This window comes from Plasticicumulans acidivorans, assembly GCF_003182095.1.
GTDB classification, from domain to species: Bacteria; Pseudomonadota; Gammaproteobacteria; order Competibacterales; family Competibacteraceae; genus Plasticicumulans; species Plasticicumulans acidivorans.
The window spans coordinates 48708-69388 of the sequence record NZ_QGTJ01000013.1 but is presented as its reverse complement, the minus strand read 5'-3'; the positions used below and the strand labels follow the sequence as shown (position 1 = coordinate 69388).

23 protein-coding genes are annotated in these 20681 nt (G+C 67.7%); 13 read left to right on the top strand and 10 right to left on the bottom strand.

The annotated features are described in order from the left end of the window. Positions 1-13 precede the first annotated feature (13 nt). The 5 genes from C7443_RS17775 to C7443_RS17755 all read right to left on the bottom strand — a co-directional run bounded on the left by C7443_RS17775 (position 14) and on the right by C7443_RS17755 (position 6934). A complete protein-coding gene (locus C7443_RS17775; protein WP_110020115.1) occupies positions 14-478 on the bottom strand; it encodes a hypothetical protein in 465 nt (154 codons plus the stop codon). A gap of 133 nt (positions 479-611) precedes the next feature. Further along, positions 612-3416: a valine--tRNA ligase gene (locus C7443_RS17770; protein ID WP_110020113.1), complete on the bottom strand. Its 2805-nt coding sequence runs from the start codon at positions 3414-3416 to the stop codon at positions 612-614. Between the two features lie 110 nt (positions 3417-3526). Next, positions 3527-4921 carry a methyl-accepting chemotaxis protein gene (locus C7443_RS17765; RefSeq protein WP_110020111.1) on the bottom strand — a complete coding sequence of 465 codons (1395 nt, stop codon included), beginning with the start codon at positions 4919-4921 and terminating at the stop codon, positions 3527-3529. 80 nt (positions 4922-5001) lie between these two features. Then, positions 5002-5436 (bottom strand): DNA polymerase III subunit chi, encoded by a 435-nt coding sequence (locus tag C7443_RS17760; protein ID WP_146213339.1) that lies wholly within the window; start codon positions 5434-5436, stop codon positions 5002-5004. Beyond that, positions 5429-6934, bottom strand: coding sequence for a leucyl aminopeptidase (locus C7443_RS17755; RefSeq protein ID WP_110020107.1), 1506 nt, complete (start codon positions 6932-6934; stop codon positions 5429-5431). The genes C7443_RS17760 and C7443_RS17755 overlap by 8 nt, the downstream gene beginning before the upstream one ends. A 143-nt stretch (positions 6935-7077) precedes the next feature. On the opposite strand from C7443_RS17755, the gene lptF reads away from it, so the two are divergent. Together lptF and lptG are read left to right on the top strand one after the other, a co-directional pair. Further along, entirely contained in the window at positions 7078-8163 is a 1086-nt protein-coding gene (gene lptF, locus C7443_RS17750) for an LPS export ABC transporter permease LptF (RefSeq protein ID WP_110020106.1), read from the top strand. Then, positions 8160-9230: an LPS export ABC transporter permease LptG gene (lptG, locus tag C7443_RS17745; RefSeq protein ID WP_110020104.1), complete on the top strand. Its 1071-nt coding sequence runs from the start codon at positions 8160-8162 to the stop codon at positions 9228-9230. The genes lptF and lptG overlap by 4 nt, the downstream gene beginning before the upstream one ends. Before the next feature lie 23 nt (positions 9231-9253). Here the strand turns inward: lptG and C7443_RS17740 are convergent, their stop codons facing one another. After that, entirely contained in the window at positions 9254-9787 is a 534-nt protein-coding gene (locus C7443_RS17740) for an RDD family protein (RefSeq protein ID WP_110020102.1), read from the bottom strand. Between the two features lie 125 nt (positions 9788-9912). Here C7443_RS17740 and C7443_RS17735 point away from each other — a divergent pair, with 125 nt between their 5' ends. From C7443_RS17735 to fabB, 8 genes are all read left to right on the top strand, one after another. After that, complete coding sequence (locus C7443_RS17735) at positions 9913-10269, top strand: DUF2173 family protein (RefSeq protein ID WP_110020100.1); 357 nt, start codon at positions 9913-9915, stop codon at positions 10267-10269. 47 nt (positions 10270-10316) lie between these two features. Beyond that, entirely contained in the window at positions 10317-10706 is a 390-nt protein-coding gene (locus C7443_RS17730; protein ID WP_246004706.1) for a DUF2173 family protein, read from the top strand. A 9-nt stretch (positions 10707-10715) separates the two neighbouring features. Then, on the top strand, positions 10716-11051 hold the full coding sequence (locus tag C7443_RS17725; protein WP_110020097.1) for a DUF2173 family protein: 336 nt from the start codon (positions 10716-10718) through the stop codon (positions 11049-11051). A gap of 148 nt (positions 11052-11199) precedes the next feature. Beyond that, complete coding sequence (locus C7443_RS17720) at positions 11200-12831, top strand: L,D-transpeptidase family protein (protein ID WP_110020095.1); 1632 nt, start codon at positions 11200-11202, stop codon at positions 12829-12831. A 151-nt stretch (positions 12832-12982) separates the two neighbouring features. Further along, on the top strand, positions 12983-13612 hold the full coding sequence (gene upp / locus C7443_RS17715; RefSeq protein ID WP_110020093.1) for a uracil phosphoribosyltransferase: 630 nt from the start codon (positions 12983-12985) through the stop codon (positions 13610-13612). A gap of 80 nt (positions 13613-13692) precedes the next feature. Further along, positions 13693-14952 (top strand): uracil-xanthine permease family protein, encoded by a 1260-nt coding sequence (locus C7443_RS17710; RefSeq protein ID WP_110020091.1) that lies wholly within the window; start codon positions 13693-13695, stop codon positions 14950-14952. Between the two features lie 155 nt (positions 14953-15107). After that, the gene (gene fabA, locus C7443_RS17705; RefSeq protein ID WP_110020089.1) at positions 15108-15623 is read left to right on the top strand and encodes a 3-hydroxyacyl-[acyl-carrier-protein] dehydratase FabA; all 516 of its coding nucleotides are present in this window, start codon (positions 15108-15110) and stop codon (positions 15621-15623) included. Positions 15624-15634: 11 nt separating this feature from the next. Next, the gene (fabB, locus tag C7443_RS17700; RefSeq protein ID WP_110020087.1) at positions 15635-16852 is read left to right on the top strand and encodes a beta-ketoacyl-ACP synthase I; all 1218 of its coding nucleotides are present in this window, start codon (positions 15635-15637) and stop codon (positions 16850-16852) included. A gap of 46 nt (positions 16853-16898) precedes the next feature. Here the strand turns inward: fabB and C7443_RS17695 are convergent, their stop codons facing one another. Further along, the gene (locus tag C7443_RS17695; protein ID WP_281279428.1) at positions 16899-17198 is read right to left on the bottom strand and encodes a LexA family protein; all 300 of its coding nucleotides are present in this window, start codon (positions 17196-17198) and stop codon (positions 16899-16901) included. Positions 17199-17258: 60 nt separating this feature from the next. After that, positions 17259-17540 carry a helix-turn-helix domain-containing protein gene (locus C7443_RS17690; protein WP_170123678.1) on the bottom strand — a complete coding sequence of 94 codons (282 nt, stop codon included), beginning with the start codon at positions 17538-17540 and terminating at the stop codon, positions 17259-17261. 121 nt (positions 17541-17661) lie between these two features. Between C7443_RS17690 and C7443_RS17685 the strand changes: the two genes are divergently transcribed. Then, a complete protein-coding gene (locus C7443_RS17685) occupies positions 17662-17868 on the top strand; it encodes a hypothetical protein (RefSeq protein WP_110020082.1) in 207 nt (68 codons plus the stop codon). On the opposite strand, the gene C7443_RS17680 is transcribed toward C7443_RS17685, so the two are convergent. After that, positions 17855-18295, bottom strand: a complete 441-nt coding sequence (locus tag C7443_RS17680) for a DUF3293 domain-containing protein (RefSeq protein WP_170123677.1) — start codon at positions 18293-18295, stop codon at positions 17855-17857. The two genes, C7443_RS17685 and C7443_RS17680, sit on opposite strands and share 14 nt — an antisense overlap. A 75-nt stretch (positions 18296-18370) precedes the next feature. Here C7443_RS17680 and C7443_RS17675 point away from each other — a divergent pair, with 75 nt between their 5' ends. Further along, entirely contained in the window at positions 18371-19138 is a 768-nt protein-coding gene (locus C7443_RS17675; RefSeq protein WP_110020079.1) for an enoyl-CoA hydratase-related protein, read from the top strand. A gap of 9 nt (positions 19139-19147) precedes the next feature. Here the strand turns inward: C7443_RS17675 and C7443_RS17670 are convergent, their stop codons facing one another. Beyond that, a complete protein-coding gene (locus C7443_RS17670) occupies positions 19148-19756 on the bottom strand; it encodes a DUF938 domain-containing protein (RefSeq protein WP_110020077.1) in 609 nt (202 codons plus the stop codon). A 109-nt stretch (positions 19757-19865) separates the two neighbouring features. On the opposite strand from C7443_RS17670, the gene C7443_RS17665 reads away from it, so the two are divergent. Further along, positions 19866-20621 carry a DUF1223 domain-containing protein gene (locus C7443_RS17665; protein ID WP_110020075.1) on the top strand — a complete coding sequence of 252 codons (756 nt, stop codon included), beginning with the start codon at positions 19866-19868 and terminating at the stop codon, positions 20619-20621. The last annotated feature ends 60 nt before the right edge of the window (positions 20622-20681 follow it).

Sequence of the window (20681 nt, the reverse complement as noted above, 5' to 3'; positions counted from 1 at the left end):
GGCAGCGGACGCGTCAGCCGATCGGGCCGTACACCGAGATCAGGTGGCTGTCGCTGATCTGTGAGTGATACGGCCGGTCTGTGTCCTCGGCATTGTTGCCGGCCACGCCGACGCCGCCTTTCTTGATGATGGCGAAGGCGTGTCCGGCCTTGGCCTTCGAGTCCTCGATGCCCCAGTTGGTGGCGAAATAGCGACCGTCCGGCATGCCCTGCATGCCGGTCTTGACCGTCGCCCATGACTGTTTCTTGTAGCGTTCCTGGAGATCGAGCTTGCCGATGACGAGCTCGATGGTGTTGTCGTTCTCCAGATCCTTGGCGTTCTTGATCCACTGTTTCTGCAGGAAAAAATTGATCGTCGCGTAGACGCCGACACCGAGCAGCCGGGAGAAGGTCATCGCTACGCAGTTCTTGTCGTAAGGCAGCATGCCGCTGGGCTGGGAATCATCGAGGGTGATGTTGCGCAGAACGCTGGCGACCATGGCGGGACTCCTCGGGTGGGCGGTATGCGCACAATAGTCGATGCCGGGCACGCTCACGACGGCGCGCCAGAATGACGACACCCGCCGCGGGCGGGCCGTGGCGGGTGTCGTCGGGGCTGTGCAGCGCGTGGTGTTACAGCCGCGCCATGCGTGCGTGCGTGTCCTGCAGCTTGCCGAGCGCGACGCGCTGGGCGTCGAGCTTCTCGCGCTCCTTGGCGACGATGTCGGCCGGCGCCTTGTCGGCGAAGGCCGGATTGGCCAGCTTGGCTTCGATGCGTGCGATGTCCTTGACGATGCGCTCGATTTCCTTGGCCAGACGGGCGAGCTCGGCGTCCTTGTCGATCAGCCCGGCGAGCGGGATGAGGATTTCCATGTGGCCGACCAGCGTGGTCGCCGCTTCCGGCGCCTCGCCGTCGATCAGCGCGATCGACTCGATGCGGCCGAGGCTTTCGAGGAACACGCGGTTGGCCTGCAGCCGCTCCTGATCGGCGGCATCACCACCGCGGGCGAGCACGGCCAGCGGCTTGCCGGGAGCGACGTTGAGCTCGGCGCGGATGCGGCGCACGCCGACGAGGAAGCTCTGCACCCAGGCGATGTCGGCCTCGGCATCGAGGTCGATCAGGTTGACGTCGGCCTGCGGGTAGGCGGCCAGCGAGATGGTCGCGCCGCCGGCGCCGGCCAGCGGTGCCACGCGCTGCCAGATCTCCTCGGTGATGAACGGCATCAGCGGGTGCAGCAGGCGCAGCACCGTTTCCAGCACCGTCACCAGCGTGCGCCGCGTGCCGCGCTTGAGGATCTCGTGCGCGTCGCCGGTCAGCACCGGCTTGGCCAGCTCCAGGTACCAGTCGCAGTACTCGTTCCAGATGAACTCGTAGATGGCCTTCGCCGCCATGTCGAAGCGGTAGCCGTCGATGCCCTCGTGCGCCTCGCGGATCGTTGCCTGCAGGCGCGAGGCGATCCAGCGGTCGGCCAGCGAGTAGCCGCACTTGCCGATCTGGCCGCAGTCCTGGCCCTCGGTGTTGAGCAGCACGTAGCGCGCGGCGTTCCACAGCTTGTTGCAGAAGTTGCGGTAGCCCTCGACGCGGCCCATGTCGAAGTTGATGTCGCGGCCGTTGGTGGCCAGCGCCGCGAAGGTAAAGCGCAGCGCATCGGTGCCGTGGGCGCGGATGCCTTCGGGGAATTCCTTGCGCGTGCGCTTTTCGATCTTCGGCGCATCCTGCGGCTTCATCAGGCCCTTGGTGCGCTTGGCGACCAGTTCTTCGAGCGTGATGCCGTCGATGATGTCGATCGGGTCGAGCACGTTGCCCTTGGACTTCGACATCTTCTGGCCTTCGCCGTCGCGCACCAGGCCGGTGATGTAGACCTCGCGGAACGGCACCTCGCCGTCCATGAAGTACAGGCCGGTCATCACCATGCGGGCGACCCAGAAGAAGATGATGTCGAAGCCGGTGACCAGCACGCTGGTCGGGTAGAAGGTCTTGAGGAAGGCGTCTTCGCTCGGCCAGCCGAGCGTGCTGAACGGCCACAGCGCCGAGCTGAACCAGGTGTCGAGCACGTCCTCGTCCTGGCGCAGGACGACCTCGGCGCCGAGGCCGTAGCGCGTGCGCGCCTCGGCTTCGCTGCGCGCGACGTAGATCCTGCCGGCCTCGTCGTACCAGGCCGGAATGCGGTGGCCCCACCACAGCTGGCGGCTGATGCACCAGTCCTGGATGTTGTTCAGCCACTCGTTGTAGGTCTTCGACCAGTTCTCCGGGACGAACTTGACGCGGCCGTCGGCGACCACGTCGAGCGCCGGCTTGATGATCGCGCTCCAGCCGCCGGGGCGACCGTCGGGCTGCGTCTGGCGGGTGAGGTCGACGTACCACTGGTCGGTGAGGAAGGGCTCGATGACGGCGCCGGTGCGATCACCGCGCGGCACCATCAGCTTGTGCGGACGCACTTCGACCAGCAGGCCGAGTTCTTCGAGCTCGGCGACGACGCGCTTGCGTGCCTCGAAGCGGTCGAGGCCGCGCAAGCGCTCGGGGGCGTTGTCGTTGAGTCTGGCGTCCGCCGTGAACACGTTGATCAGCGGCAGGTTGTGACGCTGGCCGACGGCGTAGTCGTTGAAGTCATGCGCCGGCGTGATCTTGACGCAGCCGGTGCCGAATTCCGGGTCGCAGTAGTCGTCGGCGACGATCGGGATCTGGCGCTCGGTCAGCGGCAGCAGGATGTGCTTGCCGATCAGGTGGCGGTAGCGCTCGTCCTCGGGGTGGACGGCGACCGCGGTATCGCCGAGCAGCGTTTCCGGGCGGGTGGTGGCGACGGTCAGATCACCGCCGCCCTCGGCCAGCGGATAGCGGATCAGCCACATCGAGCCGTTCTCCTCCTCGGAGACGACTTCGAGGTCGGAAACCGCCGTGTGCAGCACCGGGTCCCAGTTGACCAGCCGCTGACCGCGATAGATCAGGCCGGCGTCGTAGAGGCGCACGAAGACTTCCTGCACCGCCACCGACAGACCCTCGTCCATCGTGAAGCGCTCGCGGCTCCAGTCCGGCGAGGTGCCGAGGCGGCGCATCTGCCGGCCGATGGTGTCGCCGGAGTAGGCCTTCCACTCCCACACGCGTTCGAGGAAGGCTTCGCGGCCGAGGTCCTGACGGGTTTTGCCCTCGGCGTTGAGCTGGCGCTCGACCACCATCTGCGTGGCGATGCCGGCATGGTCGGTGCCCGGCTGCCACAGCGTGTTGTCGCCCTGCATGCGGTGGTAGCGGATCAGCGCATCCATGATCGTGTGCTGGAAGGCGTGGCCCATGTGCAGCGTGCCGGTGACGTTCGGCGGCGGCAGCATGATGCAGTAGGGCGCGGCGGCCGTGCCCATCTGCTGCGGCGCGAAGTTGCCCCGGTGCTCCCAGGTTTCGTACCAGCGTTGTTCGATGGCCTGCGGTTCGTAGGTCTTGTCCATGCGTGTTCCGGATCAGCGGTAAAGCCGGCGGCGGTCGCCGAAAGCCGGGCAGTATAGCGCCGCCGCGCGCGCAGGCTGGCAGCGCGTGTCCGGCGACAGCGGGCGGCGTGTCAGTTCGGCTTGTAGCCGATGCGCAGGCCGCCCCAGTGGCGGCCGCGTACCACGATCGGCGCGGCGACTTCCTTCATCAGCACGTAGTTGCCGCCGCCCATGTCGCGGCGGTAGGTCTGCAGCAGGATCGGTTCGCGATTCTGCGCCGAGGCCAGGCCGGTGCGATCGTTGAAGATGCGCCGGTTGCGGCAGTTGGCGGCGTTCCACACCGGGTCCTTGCCCTGCGCTGCCGAGTATTTGCGGTTGTGCGTCGGCAGATAGCCCTTGTCGTCGACGGCGGCGCAGAAGGTGATGCGCGGGTTGCGGCCGAGGATGTCTTCCTGGATCGGCGTCAGCCGCCGGTCGGTGAATTCGGTGAAGCGGGTCAGGTACTGCTGCGGCTCGGTGTCGGGCTGCGGCCGGTAGTCGCGGTCGAACAGGTCATGCTCGCTGATTTCGCCGCTGTCGATCGCCGCTTCGAACAGCGCCGAAATCTGCACCGCGGTGTGCTTGGCGAGCTGGATCAGCGGGCTGTCGTGGGTTTCGATGCCGTCGACGGCCGTGGCGCCGATGAGCTTTTCGCTGACGCCCTGCACGCGCGAGAGCTGGTCGCGCGCCTCGCGCAGATTGCGGCTGGACAGGCGCACGTCGCTGGCCATGTCGTTGAGTGCCGCCACCGTCTGCTGGCAGCTGCCGGCGATCCGGCCGACCGCCGAGCCGATGCGCTGCGCCTGCTCGCTGACGTCGTCCATCGCCGCACCCATGGTGTCCATCACCGTCTGGATCGCCTGCGTGCCGCCGCGCACCTGTTCCGAGCGCTGTTTGCTCTGCGCGCCCTGGGCGAGCAGCCCGCGGGTGCGTTCGCCGAGCTCCTTGAGCGTGACTTCGATCTCGGCAGTGGCCGAGCGCGTCTGCTTGGCGAGTTCCTTGACCTCGCTGGCGACCACGGCAAAGCCTTTGCCGGCCTCGCCGGCGCGCACCGCCTCGATGGTGGCGTTGAGCGCGAGCAGGTTGGTCTGCTTGGCGATGGCGTCGATGCCCTGGGCGACGGTGCTGACGCGCTCCATCGCGCCACCGAGTTCGGAGAGTTGGGCTTCGATCGCCGCGACCGATTCGGTCAGCGCGCGGATGTCGGTCAGCGAGGACTCGATGGTCTGGCGTGTGCGCTCGACTTCGTGGCGGGCGTTGCCGACGACACGCTGCGTGCTGTCGGCCGCCTCGGCGACGTCGGCGTTCTGCTGCGTCATGTCCCCGGCGAGCGCCTGCAGCGTGTCGAAGGCATCGGCTTCGCGGGTGACACGCTCGCTGACTTCGCCGAGATGGCCGGTGATGTCGGTGATCGCGATCGCCAGATGTCCGGCATCTTCGGCGACGATACGAATGATCTCCCGGTAATCGGGTGCGGATGCGCTCATGGACTGCCCTTCGCTGGTGGTGCCCGGCTCGCGGCCGGATGGCGGCGCACTCTGCCCGCGGACGGGGCGTTGCGTGCGCTCTACTTGAGTTTGATCGTACCCGGCGTGTAGCCGCGGTCCCGATAAATCTTGTAGCGCACGCGTGAAGCCTCACGACGTTCGGTATCGGGATCGACGATCTCGACGATGCGCTGATAGCGCTCGAAGTCCTCGGGCAGCGCGCGGCCGAGGTTGACCAGCAGCGGATGGGTGTCGTCCGTGACCGCGGTGGTGCCGATCAGCACCGGCGCGTCGCGACCGCTCTGCTGCAGGCGGTGCGGCACGAAGCTGAGCTTGCGAAAGGTCCACAGGCGGGTGTCGAGCGCCTGCGCCTCGGCCGTCGTATCGGCACGCAGGTAGCTGCGCAGACCCTGCTTCCAGGCTTTTTCGACCAGCCGGCAGGCGGTGTCGAGGCGTGCCTCTTCACCGTCACTGTCGAGCAGGTAGAAGTCGATGCGCGGCATCGCTTCAGTCACGCGCCGCCGCGGCGCGCTCGATCAGGAAGCGCGTGAGCAGCGGCACCGGGCGGCCGGTGGCGCCCTTGGCCTTGCCGGTCTTCCAGGCGGTGCCGGCGATGTCGAGATGCGCCCAGTGCAGCTTGCGCGTGAAGCGGGCGAGGAAGCAGGCGGCGGTGATCGCACCGCCTTCGCGCGGGCCGATGTTGGCGATGTCGGCGAAGTTGCTGTCGAGTCCTTCCTGGTAGTCCTCCCACAGCGGCATTTCCCAGGCGCGGTCGTGCTCGGCGCGGCCGGCGTCGAGCAGCTCGTTGGCGAGCGGCCCGTGGTTGCTGAACAGCCCGTGCGGGAAGTGGCCGAGGGCGACGACGCAGGCGCCGGTCAGCGTGGCGATGTCGACGACGGTGGCCGGTTCGTAGGTCTGCTCGGTCCAGCTCAGCGCGTCGCAGAGGATCAGCCGGCCCTCGGCGTCGGTGTTGAGGATCTCGACGGTCTGCCCGGACAGCGTGGTGACGATGTCGCCGGGGCGGGTGGCGTCGCCGCCCGGCATGTTCTCCACGGTCGGAATGACGCCGACGACGTTGAGCGGCAGCTGCAGTTCGGCGATCGCGCTCAGCGTGCCGAGCACGCTGGCGGCGCCGCACATGTCGAACTTCATCTGGTCCATGTCGGCGCCGGGCTTGAGCGAGATGCCGCCGGAGTCGAAGGTCACGCCCTTGCCGACCAGCGCGATCGGCTTGGCGTCGGCCTCGCCGCCGCGCCATTCCAGCGCGATCAGCTTCGGCGGCGTGTGCGCACCGCGGGTCACCGCGAGCAGTGCGCCCATGCCGAGCGCTTCCATGTCGGCGCGTTCGAGCACTTTGCAGCTGAAGCGCTCCGAGCTCTGCGCCAGCGTCCGGGCGCGTTCGGCGAGGTGGCTCGGATTGCAGATGTTGGGCGGCAGGTTGCCGAGGTCGCGGGCGAGCTTGACGCCGTTGGCGATCGCCAGGCCCTCGCTCACCGCCCGTTCGCCGACCGGCAGCTCGCGGCGGCTTGGCACCGAGAGCACGATGCGCTTGAGCGGGCGGCGCGGCTGGTCCTTCTTGCTCTTGAGCTCGTCGAAGCGGTACAGGGCTTCTTCGGTGGTTTCGACGGCGATGCGCACCTTCCAAGCGGTGTCGCGGCCCTTGACGCTGAGATCGCTCAGGTAGCTGACGGCCTCGGTGGCCCCGGTCTCGTTGAGCTGGTGGGTCGCCGCGGTGATGATCTGGCGGTAGCGGCGATCGTCGAGGTCACGCTCGCGGCCGCAGCCGACCAGCAGCACACGGTCGCACAGGCTCTGCGGTGCGTTGACCAGCAGCAGGGTCTGGCCGGCCTTGCCTTCGAGGTCGCCCCGGCGCAGCACGTTGCCGAGAAAGCCGTCCGCGGCAGCATCGAATTGCTCCGCTGCCGGTGTCAGCCGTCGTGACTCGTAGACGCCGAGCACGAGGCAGCCGGTGCGCTGCTTTTCGGGATTACCGCTTTTGACCGAGAATTCCATCGTTGAACTCCGCTGCATGGACTGTCCGGGCCATGGGCGGATGCCCGGCGCCGGTGGGCGGACCGCAGTCCGCAAAAACCCACCGAGTGTAGCCGGAAGAATTTTCCGATCACAACGCCGCTGCCGGCGTAAGGAATCTCACCTTGCTGAAGATTGTCGATCGCTTCCTGCTGCGTGAAATCGCGGCGGCGAGCGCGGCGACGCTGGTCGTGCTGCTGGCCATCGTGCTTTCGAGCCGGCTCGCCACCTACCTGACCCAGGTCGCCAATGGTCTGCTGGTCAAGGAAGTCATCCTGCAGATGCTCGGTCTGCAGTCGATCCGCTTTCTGCCGATCCTGATCCCGATCGCGATGCTGCTCGGCATCCTGCTGACGCTCGGGCGGCTGTATCAGGACAGTGAAATGGTCGCGCTGACCGGCTGCGGCTATCCGCCCTCGGCGCTGTACCGGCCGATGCTGATGCTCGGCCTGCCGCTGGCGGCGCTGGTGGCGTGGGTGGCGCTGTGGGTGGCGCCGTGGGCGGCCTCGCTGCAGCAGGATCTGCAGATCCGCGCGCGCCAGCAGGCACAGACCTCGGTGTTCAGCCCCGGCACCTTCCGTGAGGCTGGCGGCGGTCGTCACGTCGTCTACGTCGAGAGCATCGATCCCACCGACGGTGAGCTGGTGCGGGTGTTCATCCACAGCCGCGACGCCAGCGGCGATCGCATCGCCATTACCACCGGCGACCGCGGCCGGCAGGAAATCACCGACGACGGCACCCGCTACATGGTGCTCGACCACGGCTACCGTTACGAGGGCGTGCCCGGACAGAAGGATTACCGGCAGACCCGCTTCGAGCGCCTACGGGTGCGCCTCGATGCGCCGAGCGTCGGCGAAGGCTCGCTCAAGCGCGAGGCGATGGCGACGGCCGATCTCATCGGCGGCGGTCCGCGTGAATACGCCGAGCTGCATGCGCGCATCGGCGCGGCGGTTTCGCTGCCGCTGATCGCGCTGGTGGCGCCGCTGCTGGCCAAGGCGCGGCCGCGTGAAAGCCGCTACGGCCGCATCCTCGGCGGCGTGCTGGTCTACGCCGTCTATATGAATCTGCTCGGCATCGGCAAGGCCTGGCTGGAGAAGGGCACACTCGGGCCGGTGGCCGGCCTGTGGTGGGCGCACGGCCTGCTCGCTACCGTCGGCGTGGCGCTGTGGATTTACCACTATGGCTGGCCGCGCGTGGGGAAATCGGCATGAGACTGCTCGATCGCTACATCTTTCGCACCGTGGTCGGTGCCGCGCTGGTCGCGCTGCTGGTGCTGGTGGCGCTGGAAACCTTCTTCACACTGCTGGTCGAGCTCGAAGACCTCGGCACCGGCAACTACGACCTGCTGGCGATTCTGCAGTACCTGCTGCTGACCCTGCCGCGGCGTGCCTACGACAGCTTTCCGATGGCGCTGCTGCTCGGCGGCCTGCTCGGCATGGGCGCGCTGTCGGCCGGCAGCGAGCTGGTGGTGATGCGCGGCGCCGGTGTTTCGGTGATGCGCCTGGTGTACTCGGCGCTGCGCGCCGGTCTGGTGCTCAGCCTGCTGGCGCTGGCGCTCGGTGAATTCGCCGCGCCGCTCGCCGAGCGCAAGGCCGAGATGGGCCGCAGCCTGGCCAAGGATGCCTCGGTGGAGATCCGCGACGGCCGCGGCTTCTGGGCGCGCGACGGCGCGTATTTCGTCAACGTGCAGGCGGTGCGCCCGCACAAGAAGCTCGGCGACATCACGCTCTACGAGGTCGATGCCAATTCGGCGCTGAAGGCGGTGATCCGTGCCGACTCGGCGAGCTACGACGCGGCCAGCAAGCGCTGGCTGCTGAGTGGCGCGCGGCGCAGCGATCTCGGCCCCGAGGCGGTGGTCGCCGAGCCGGTGGCCGCGATCGCCTGGAACTCGGTGATCGACCCGGCCAAGCTCGACGTGCTCGCCGCCAAGCCGGAGACGCTGGCGATGCGCGACTTGGCGACCTTTTCCGGCTACCTGCGCGACAACGGCCTCGACGCCGGCCGCTACGAGCTGGCGTTCTGGACCAAGGTGCTGGCGCCGCTGGCCAATCTGACGATGCTGTTCATCGCCATGCCGTTCATCTTTGCCCACCAGCGCAATGCCGCCGCCGGCCAGCGCCTGCTGATCGGCATCTTCATCGGCATCGGCTTCTTCCTCGCCAACCGCGTGCTGGCCAACGTCGTCGTGGTCTACGGCGCGCCGCCGGTGTTTGCCGCGGCGCTGCCGATCGCGGTGTTCCTCGGCGGTGGCGCACTGGCGATGCGACGCATGCGCTGACCGGCGGTATCACCGGCGCCGGTCTATTTCGCTTTGGCGGCCGGCAGCAGGCGCACGACTTCGGTGCCGGACAGGCGGTCGTGCAGCCGGCTGACGACGGCAGCGCTCAGGCAGGCGAAGCCGACAGCGATGCTGAGGCCGACGCCGGCGCCGAGCACCTTGTGCAGATAGACCACCGGCACCAGCCACAGCCCGCCCCAGAGAAAGCGCAGCAGCGCATGCCACCAGCCGATCGGCATGCCGCCCGGCAGCTGCACCCGCAGCTTCCAGGTGCGCAGGCCGAGCGTCTGCCCGCCATGCACCCAGAAGCCGGCGAAGAAGGCGAAGCTCGCCAGCAGCAGCCAGCTTTCATTGAGCGGGTTGCCGACCAGCGGATTGCGGCCGTCGGCGAAGGCGTCGGCGCCGTAGACGCCGAGCGCGATCGAGAACGGCACCAGTTCGGCGATCAGCAGCACGCCGGCCAGCAGCAGGAAGTCATAGACGATCGCCGCGAGGCGGCGCAGCGCCGGGGCGGGAACAGTCGGTGCCTGGCGGTCGGTCGGGGGCAGGGCGGTCATAGCGCGGGTCCGGCAGGAAAACGGGCGGGCATTTAACTATGTTCGGCCTGGTGAGCTGAAGTGCGGCAAATGCCGCACCCGGGCTCCACGATAACGATAAACCCCACACCGCCAGGGGGATAGAGATGAGCATCGTTGCTGACCTGATGAGCCGTCCGGGGGTGCTCGCCGCCGGCGAGTACGCCTTTCGCGGCGACCGTTTTTCCTACCGCGGAGCGCTCAGCGAGGAGCACGCGCGCATGGCCTCGATCATGTGCCGGGCGACCACGATGGGCGTGGTGATGGAAGGGCGCATGGCCGATAACGCCAAGCCGGGCAGCCGTCTGGCGCGCACGCGCGGCTGGGCGGTGCGTTGCCCCGAGTACACGGTCTGTGTCGTCGCCAACGTCTTCTGCTTTGCCAGCAATGCCCCCGGCGTCGTCGATGGGGTGCTGGCGCTGATGCGCAAGACCCTGGCCGATACCGATATGGAGCTGGTCTGAGCGCGCTGACGTGCCCTCGCCCGAACCCGCCAGAGGAGAAACCGATCGTGGCTACACTCGGAAACCTGATGTCCCTGCCCGGCGCCGTCGCCGCCTTTGAATTCCGTGCCAGCGGCGAGCTGCTCGGCTACGAGATCCGCCCGGACACACCGCTCAACAGCGAAGAGCTCGAACTGCTGTCATTCATGTGCGCGGCGAACATGAGTCTGTGCAGCATGCAGTCGCGCGGCTGGGAGAAGATCACCGGCATGGGCGGTTTTTCGCCGGTGCGTGAATTCACCCTGATCGGTTTCGACTGGTCGGTGGTGGTCAGCTGCGCGCAGCGTGAAGCCCAGCGCGCCGCCGGCCAGGAGGCTCTGGCACCCTACCAGGGCGTCGTGCTCGCCAATACCGGCGCGGCTTACGAGGCGAGCTTCGCCGCGCTGGAACGTGGCTGAGGGGGCGTCATGATCAAGCGTCTGCTTGCCCTCGACGGCGTCGTCGCCGTCTGTCGCTTCCGCGACGATGGCTCGCTGATGGAAGGCTATGGTGGCCACATCGACAGCGGCCAGATGAGCGCCCTGGCCCGTGTGGCCCATGAATACCGGCGCATGCTGCAGGGCCATACCGACCAGTTCTCGATGTTTTCCGACCGCCGCGGCTGGACGCCGCCGCGCGGCTGGCTGGTGCGCGGTGATACGCGCTCGCTGTGCGGCGTCGCCGGTGTCGTCTGTATCTTCGACAACGATGACAGCAACTTCGACCGGATTCTCACCGAGATGCTGGAGGTGGCGCACTGGTAGGCGTCGGTGCCGGATGCAATGCGTGGCAGTTTTTACGGTCGATGCGACAAAGGGGGGTGCAAGCCTGTAAGCTTGCACCTCCGTGGTTTTTTTGCCACGAGCTTGTGGTTTGCAAGCTAATTTGTTGCCGGCTTGAGGATGACCGACGATGCGCCGATTCCTGTTCCGCCTGCCCGCGCAGGCTTTCCTGGCCTGTGGGCTGTTGTTTGCGCTGGGCGCCCAGGCGCTGGCGGACACGCCGGTGCATGCCGAGCTGCAGGCACGCCTGCAGGGCAACGCGCCACTGCAGGCAGGTGGTGTCAGCCTCGACAATCGTGCGGCGATCAAACGTTTCTATGCCGATCGCGCTTACGCGCCGGCCTGGAACGGCAAGCAGCTGGCGCAGGCACAGGCGCTGCTGGCGCAGGTCGCCGCCGCCCGTGACGAGGGTCTGCACCCGGCCGATTACCACCATGCCGCGCTGAAGGCCGCCGTCGAGTCGGTGCAGAAAGCGCCGACGCCGCAGGCTCAGGTGCAGCTGGAACTGATCGCCACCGACACCTTTCTGGCCTTCGGCCACGATCTGTTATCCGGGCGGCTCGATCCGCGCGAGATCGACACGACCTGGACACTCAAGCCGCGTTCGCGCGACATGGTGAAAGTGCTGCAGCAGGCGCTGCAGCAACAGGACGTCGCCGCTGCGCTGCCGGCGCTCGATCCGCCGTATCCGGGCTTCGTGCGCCTGCGCGAGGCGCTGGGCACGCTGCGTCAGCAGGTGGCCGCCGGTGGCTGGGCGCCGGTGTCGGCGATCGCCAAGGGTGAAAAGCTTGAAGTGGGGGCGCAGGACCCGCGCATCGTCGAGATCCGCAACCGTCTGCTGGTCAGCGGTGATCTCGACGCCACGCACAACGACGGTGGCGAGCTCTACGACGAGGCGCTGGCCGAAGCGGTGCGCCGCTTCCAGGCGCGCCACGGCCTGACCGAGGACGCCGTCATCGGCCCGGCCACGGTGTGGGCGATGAACATCACCGCACGCGAGCGGCTGGCGCAGATCGAGACCAACCTCGAACGCTGGCGCTGGCTGCCGGAAGACCTCGGCTATCGCCACATCCTGATCAACATCCCCGGCTTCGAGCTGACGGTCGAGGAGGGCGGCAAGGCGGTGCTGCAGGCCAAGGTCGTCGTCGGTACCCAGGTCAAGCCGACACCGGTGTTCACCGGGCAGATGAAGTATCTGGTGTTCAGCCCGTACTGGAATGTGCCGCATTCGATTGCATCGCAGGAGCTGCTGCCGCAGATGCAGCGCAACCCCGAGCGGCTGTCACGCCAGAAGATGCAGGTGATCACCAGCGGCGGCCAGGTGCTCGATCCGAACAGTGTCAACTGGGGCGCGTACTCCCAGGGTGATTTCCCGTTTCGCATGCGTCAGATGCCGGGCACTGCCAATCCGCTCGGGCGCGTGAAGTTCATGTTCCCGAACAAGTACGACGTCTACCTGCACGACACCTCCAACCCGGGCCTGTTCGAGCGCAGCCAGCGCACCTTCAGTCACGGCTGCATCCGCATCTCCAAACCCAAGGAACTGGCCGAGTACCTGCTGGGCCACGATCCGAAATGGACGGAAGCGAGCATCGATGCAGCGATGAATTCCGGGCGCGAGCGCTCGGTGCCGCTGCCCGAGCCGGTGCCGGTGCACATGCTGTACTGGACCGCCTGGGTCGACGAGCAGGGCGTGCTGCAGTTTCGTAACGACATCTACCAGCGCGATCGCGCCGTGGTGCGTGCGCTGCGCGCGCTGTGAGGACGGGCGGGTGTAAGGATCGGGCGCCGGAGGGCGTAGCGTGGGCTGTACTCGGCACGCCTGAGCCGGCGTAATTCGGGCCGCCACGGCGTGGGCCTGCGGGTAGACTCGCGGCCACCGGGCGCACAGCCCATCGTCCTGGAGTTCATCCATGCCGGTCCATGAGATCCGCCACCCGCTGGTACGCCACAAGCTCGGTCTGATGCGCCGCGCCGACATCAGCACCAAGAGCTTTCGCGAACTCGCCTCGGAAATCGCCTGCCTGCTGACCTACGAAGCGACGCAGGATCTGGAGACCGAAGCCGACACGGTGCATGGCTGGGCCGGCCCGGTCACCGTCGAGCGCATCAAGGGCAAGATGATCACGCTGGTGCCGATCCTGCGCGCCGGCATCGGCATGCTCGATGGCGTGCTGGAGCTGATCCCCGGTGCCAAGGTCAGCGTCGTCGGGCTGCAGCGCGACGAAATCACCCACCAGCCGAGCGCCTACTACAACAAGATCGTCGGCGGCATGCATGAGCGCACCGCGCTGATCCTCGACCCGATGCTCGCCACCGGCGGCTCGCTGGTCGCCTGCTGCGACATGCTCAAGACCGCCGGCTGCAAGCGCATCAAGGGGCTGTTCCTGGTGGCCGCGCCGGAAGGACTGGCGGTGATGAACGCCCGGCATCCGGACGTCGATCTCTACGTCGCCTCGATCGATGAGCGCCTCAACGACGATGCCTACATCCTGCCGGGCCTCGGCGACGCCGGCGACAAGATCTTCGGTACCCGCCAGTAGCGCGTTTCCTTCCTGCAGTGGCCGCCCGCGGCTGGCGATCCCCGCGGTGATTCCCGGCACGGGCGGCCCAGGTGCTGTCCATGAACGTCAACCATTCCTCGCCGGATTACCATTTCCGCTTTACCGATGCGCTGCTCGGGGCGCAGATGCTGTTCGTCGCCTTTGGTGCGCTGGTGCTGGTACCGATCCTCACCGGGCTCAATCCCAATGTCGCGCTGTTCACCGCCGGCCTCGGCACGCTGATCTATCAGGTCTGCACTGGCGGACGCATCCCGGTGTTCGTCGCCTCCAGCTTCGCCTTCATCGCGCCGATCATCTATGGCGTGCAGACCTGGGGCATCCCGGCGACGCTGTCGGGGCTGGTGGCCGCGGGCTTTCTGTATTTCGTCGTCGCTGCGCTGATCCGCGTGCGCGGTATCGGTTTTCTGCAGCGGCTGGTGCCGCCAGTGGTGATCGGGCCGGTGATCATCGTCATCGGTCTGATCCTTGCGCCGGTGGCCGTCAACATGGCGACCGGCAAGACCGGCGATGGCTCGGCGCAGCTGGTGCCGGAGTCGGCGGCGCTGTGGGTGTCGATGCTGTCGCTGGCGACGACCATCCTGGTTTCACTGCTCGGACGCGGCTGGCTGCGGCTGCTGCCGATCCTTTGCGGCATCGTCGTCGGTTACGGCACGTCGCTGCTGCTCGGTCTGGTCGATTTCACGCCGGTGGCGGCGGCGCCCTGGTTTGCGGTGCCGGATTTCACGATGCCGCAGTGGAACTGGCAGGCGGTGCTGTTCATCGCGCCGATCGCCATCGCGCCGATCATCGAGCACTACGGTGCGGTGCAGGCCGCCGGCCAGATCACCGGCCGTGATTACGTCAGCAATCCGGGTATCCACCGCTGCCTGCTCGGCGACGGTCTGGCGACCTCGGTAGCCGGCATGTTCGGCGGCCCGCCGTGCACTACCTACAGTGAGGTCATCGGTGCCGTGGCGCTGACCCGCGCCTTTAACCCGGCGATCATGACCTGGGCGGCGATCACGGCGATCGTGCTCGGCTTCGTCGCCAAGATCGGCGCCTTTCTCGGCTCGGTGCCGGTGCCGGTGATGGGTGGCATCATGACGCTGCTGTTCGGTGCGATCGCCGTGGTCGGCCTGCAGACGCTGGTGCGCGCCGGCGAGGATCTGCTCGAACCGCGCAATCTGGCGATCGTCGCGCTGATCCTGGTCTTCGGTCTCGGCGGCATGACCCTCGGCCCGCCGGCATTCGCGCTCAAGGGCATCGGCCTGGCCGGCATTCTCGGCGTGCTGCTCAATCAGCTGCTGCCGCGCAGCCGCGTGGCGCTCGGGTCATCCTGACACGGTGTTGTCGCCGTCGCGCCGGCAGTATCGCTGCCGGCGTCACATCGCGTTTCCGGTCAGGCGGGCTGCCGGTAAAGCCGTTATACTCGGCGGTCATTTTTTTGGTCGCCCGTGTGGCGGCCCCTGCAGGAACCCTCAAGGACTGCTTCAACGTGACCAAGCCATCCAGCTATTCCTACGAAGATCTGCTCGCCTGCGGGCGCGGCGAAATGTTCGGGCCGGGCAACGCGCAGCTGCCGTTGCCGCCGATGCTGATGGTCGACCGCATCGTGCGCATCGCCGAAGACGGCGGCAGCTACGGCAAGGGCGAGATCATCGCTGAACTCGACGTGAATCCGGAACTCTGGTTCTTTGGTTGCCACTTCACCGGCGATCCGGTGATGCCGGGCTGCCTCGGGCTCGACGCCATGTGGCAGCTGGTCGGCTTCTACCTCGGCTGGATGGGTGGTCAGGGGCGCGGCCGCGCACTAGGCTGCGGTGAAGTCAAATTCAGTGGTCAGGTATTGCCGACCGCTAAGAAAATCACTTACCGCATCAGCATGAAGCGCGTGATCCTGCGCAAGCTGGTCATGGGCATCGCCGATGCGATCATGGAAGTGGATGGGCGGGAAATCTACGCCGGCAAGGATCTGCGGGTCGGCCTGTTCGTTTCCACCGACGGTTTCTGAGAGGTCCCACCATGCGTCGTGTCGTCATCACCGGTCTCGGCATTGTCTCCAGCATCGGCGTCAATCGGGCCGAGGTGCTGGCCTCGCTGCGTGAAGGCCGCAGTGGCATTGAATTCAATGAGCGGCAGAAGGAGCTCGGCTTCCGCTCGCATGTGCATGGCCCGATCCGCGTCGTCAAAGAAGATCTCATCGATCGCAAGGTCCTGCGCTTCATGGCGGATGCCGCAGCGTTCAGCTATCTGGCGATGCGCGAGGCGATCGCCGACGCCGGCCTCGGGGAGGCGGATGTCTCCAGCGAGCGCACCGGCCTGATCGTCGGTTCCGGCGGCGGCTCGCCGGCGCAGCAGGTCGATGCCATCGATACTCTGCGCAGCAAGGGGCTCAAGCGCGTCGGCCCGTACATGGTGCCGCGGACGATGTCGAGCACCACCTCGGCCTGTCTGGCGACGCCGTTCAAGATCCGCGGTGTCAACTATTCGATCAGTTCGGCCTGCGCCACCAGCGCGCACTGCATCGGCAACGCGATGGAGCTGATCCAGTGGGGCAAGCAGGATGTGATCTTCGCCGGCGGCGGCGAAGAAGTGCACCCGTACATGACGGTGATGTTCGATGCCATGGGGGCGCTGTCGTCGAAGTTCAACGACACGCCGCAGATCGCCTCGCGCGCTTATGACGCCGACCGTGACGGCTTCGTCATTTCCGGTGGCGGCGGCATCGTCGTCGTCGAGGCACTCGATCATGCGCTCGCCCGCGGTGCGAAGATCTACGCCGAGCTGGTCGGCTACGGGGCGACCTCCGACGGTTACGACATGGTCGCGCCGTCGGGCGAGGGCGCCGCACGCTGCATGCGCCAGGCGATGGCCACCTGCGACACGCCGATCGACTACATCAATGCCCACGGCACCTCGACGCCGGTCGGCGACACCAAGGAGCTCGGTGCGATCCGTGAAGTGTTCGGCGATCAGCTGCCGTACATCAGCTCGACGAAGTCGCTGACCGGGCACGCGCTCGGTGCCGCCGGCGTCAACGAGGCGATCTATTCGCTGCTGATGCTGCAGAACGACTTCGTCGCCGCCTCGGCCAACATTTTCACCTTGGACCCCGAGGCCGAAGGCCTGCCGATCGCCCGCAACCGCATCGACAACGCCGGCCTGACGACGGTGATGTCGAACAGCTTCGGCTTCGGCGGCACCAACGCCACACTGGTGCTGCGCAAGTACCGCGGCTGAGGTTTACCGCAAGCCGGCCCGCCACTGCCGCGGTGGCGGGCTGTGCTCAGAAGCGTTCGAGGCGGGCGATGACGACACCGACCAGCGTGTCGCTCGCGTCCAGTGTCCGTAGCGGAGCCGGCCAGTCAGGGTGTGTGGCGCGCAGCATGCGCAAGCCGGCTTCGATCAGCAGTTCGCGCAGCAGCACCTCACCGCCGGCGAGGCGGACGACGACGAAGTCGCCGTGCCGTGCATCCCGCTGCGGATCGACGAAGATCAGCTCACCGTCACGAAAACGCGGCGTCATGCCCGGGGCGTGCACGCGCAGCGCGAAGCTGTCGGCGCTGCAGCCGACCGGTGGTGTCAGCCATTCCTCGATCTGTGGTGCCGGGAATGGTCGAGTCCCGCCCTGAGTGATGAAGCTCTGCTAGTCGAGCAGTGGCACGCCAGTGCCGCTTACGCTGTCGTCACTGCGGTAGCGGCTGCGATCCTCACGCATATCCGGGGTTCCGGTGACCAGCCACTCGATGTCGACGCCCAGTTCGCGGGCCGCCGCCACCAGGTTTTCCGGCTTCAAACCCTTTGATTCTCCGCTTTCCCACTGCGACACCGCGGCACGGCTGACCCCGACCGCTTCGCCCAATTTGAGCTGCGACCATCCTTTCGCCTCCCTGGCAATCCTGATGCGTTCACCTATCGTCGAGCTCATGCCTGCATGGTACAGCCGGACCCCTGCAGGCATGCTTGATCAGGCGGTAAAGCATACTTACCATCCTAGATCGATCGAACGGTAAAACAAGCACTCAGTGCGCCGAACAGGGAGTCGTGCGATGAATGGATTCTTCACGGTGGCCGCACCATATCTGTTGTCCTATCTGCTGCTGTCGATGGGATGTTCGAGCTTGCTGGTGGGCGTGCTGCTGTTGCGCTCGCTGTTGCAGCCCGCGCGTCCGACCTCGGGCCATGACCTGCTGTTCGGTTCAGCGCTGATGGTCTGCGGTGTGAGCCTGCTGTTTGTCGCGCTCAGATCCTGGTAGCACGCAGCAGCTGCAGTCGGGCCGGCTTGCCGAGCCGGCCGCAGACGATGGCGAGCTGACCGAAATGAGCGGCGAGCCGGGCCGCCGTCGGCAGCTTCAGGCCGGGCACGAGAAAACTCGGCTCGGCAGACCAGTGAGCATCCGTGCGCGGATCAGGCTCGCCGGCGCCGGCAAGCGGATGCAGGCCGAGCGCGTGCAGTGCGCGTGTCAGGCGGCGCTGGCGGGCGCGATTCGCGGCGTCGGCAAGCCGGTGCGAGCCCGGGTTGCAGGCGCTGATGAACACCCACTCGCGCTGTCCGTGGGCACGCAGCCAGCGGTCGAAGCGCGGATGGCGGCGGCCGATGCGCAGTTCGATGCGACCGATGGGCGTCGCGGCGGCATAGGTCGTCGCCAGGTAGGCGCGCAGCAGATCGGCGGGCAGCGGCATGGGGGCGGGCGTCGTGGCTTGGCGGGATTCGGGCAAAGGCCGTAGTGTGAAGGCTTCACCCGAGGAGACAAGCGCATGACCGATACCGTCCGCCTGCGCCGTGACGGCGCCGTCGCCATCATCGAGCTGTGGCGCCGCGACAAGAAAAACGCGCTGACCGCCGATATGTACGACGCGCTGAGCGCGCATATCCATGCCGCCGAGGCTGATCCGTCGGTGCGCGTGCTGCTGCTGCACGGCGGTGACGACTTCACCGCCGGCAACGACCTGAAGGACTTCCTCGCCAATCCGCCGAGCGGCGCGGACAGCCCGGTATTCCGCTTCCTGCTGGCGCTCGCCGCCTGCCGCAAGCCGCTGGTCGCCGCAGTCACCGGCGTCGCGGTCGGCGTCGGCACCACACTGTTGGCGCACTGTGATCTGGTCTACGCCGCCGAGGACGCCCGCTTCCTGCTGCCCTTCGTCAATCTCGGCCTGTGTCCGGAGGCGGCGTCGAGCTACCTGCTGCCGCTGCTCGCCGGTCACGTGCGTGCCGCCGAATGGCTGCTGCTCGGTGAGCCCTTCGATGCCCGGGCGGCGCTCGCCGGCGGGCTGATCAACGAGATTCTGCCGGCGGCCGACGTCCTGCCGCGGGCGCTGGCCCGGGCGCAGCGGCTGGCGGCGCAGCCGGCGGCGGCGGTGCGGGTGACCCGCGAGCTGCTGCGGGCTCAGCGTCAACCGCTGGTCGAGGAGGTCATCCGCCGCGAAGGCGCCGCCTTCGTCGAGCGCCTGGCTTCGCCGGAGGCCGCTGAAGCTTTCGCGGCCTTTGCCGAGAAGCGCAAACCGGACTTCTCGCGCTTCAACTGAGCCGGCGCTTCAGGCGCGGCGCCAGACCAGCGTGCGGTTGTCGGCCGGCATCGCCAGATCTTCGGCCAGGCGCAGGCCGCAGCCGGCGGCGAGCCGCTCCAGTTCGCGCACGTCACGCACGCCCATCGCCGGATTCTGCTGGCGCAGCATCGCGTCGAAGCGCACGTTGCTGTCGGCGGTGTGGCGGCCGTCGTAGAGGAACGGGCCGTACAGACAGAAACAGCCGCCGGCCGACAGCAGCCGGCCGACGCCGGCGAACATCGCGCCGACGGCGGCCCAGTCCATGATGTGGGCGGTGTTCGCCGAAAACACGTCATCGGCCTGCGTCAGCGGCCACTGCGCGGCGCGCACGTCGAGCTCCAGTGGCTCGGGCGTGTTCGGCAGGGCGGCTTCGGCCAGCCACAGGCGGATGCCCGGCAGATTGGCGGCGACCTCGCTGCACTGCCAGATGCGCTGCGGCAGCGCGGCGGCGAAATGCACCGCGTGCTGGCCGGTGCCGGAGCCGATTTCGAACACGCTGCCGCGCCCGCGAAAGCGCTCGCGCAGCACGGCAAGGATCGGATCGCGGTTCTGTTCGCAGGCGGGTGCGAACGGTTTCGCGGGGCTGGGCTGGGACATGACAGGCTCCGGGGCAGGTCCATGGCGATGGCCGACAGCTTAACCGCTCGCATCCGCGATACGCGGCGGCGCGTAAGCACGACCGTCGCGCCCACGGAGTCCGCCCGCCATGCCCGCCCGCCTGTCCGCTTTCTGCCGCATTCTCGTGCTGTCCGCCTGCACCGCGCCGGCGTTCGCGCAGTCCTTCACCAGCCCGGCGCAGCGCGTCGCCGTGCTTGAGCTCTATACCTCGGAGGGCTGCAGCAGCTGCCCGCCGGCGGATCGCTGGTTCTCCGCGCTGGCCGACGACCCGCGCCTGTGGCGCACGCTGGTGCCGCTCGCCTTCCATGTCGATTACTGGAATTCGCTCGGCTGGCGCGATCGCTTCTCGGACGCCCGTTTCAGCGCGCGGCAGGGCGACTATGTGCACGCCCGCGGCCTCAGCCAGTCCTACACGCCGGGCATGCTGCTCGACGGCCGCGAATGGCGCGGCTGGCTCAACGGCAGCGATCTGGCGCTGCGCCAGCTGCCCGCGCCGGCGGCGGCCGGCAGGCTGCAGCTCGATGTCGACGGCGAGCAGGTGCACGCGCGTTTCGCGCCGGCGGTGGCCGGCGGCGAAGCCCTCGAACTGCATCTGGTGCGCCTCGGCTTCGGGCTGAGCACCGCAGTGGGCGGCGGCGAGAACGGCGGCCGCCAGCTGCATCACGACTTCGTCGTCAGCGGCTGGCAGCAGGTGCCGCTGCGCGCCGTCGACGGTGGCTGGCAGGCGGATCTCAAGCTGCCGCCGGCGGTGGCCGGTGCCCGCCGCGAGGCCGTCGCCGCCTGGGTCGCGCGGGCCGGCGAGCCGCGACCGCTGCAGGCCACCGGCGGCTGGCTGACGCCCTGACGCATGACAGCACGGGGCGCCGGAGGGACGGTGTAGACTCGGCCGATCCTTCCACCACCG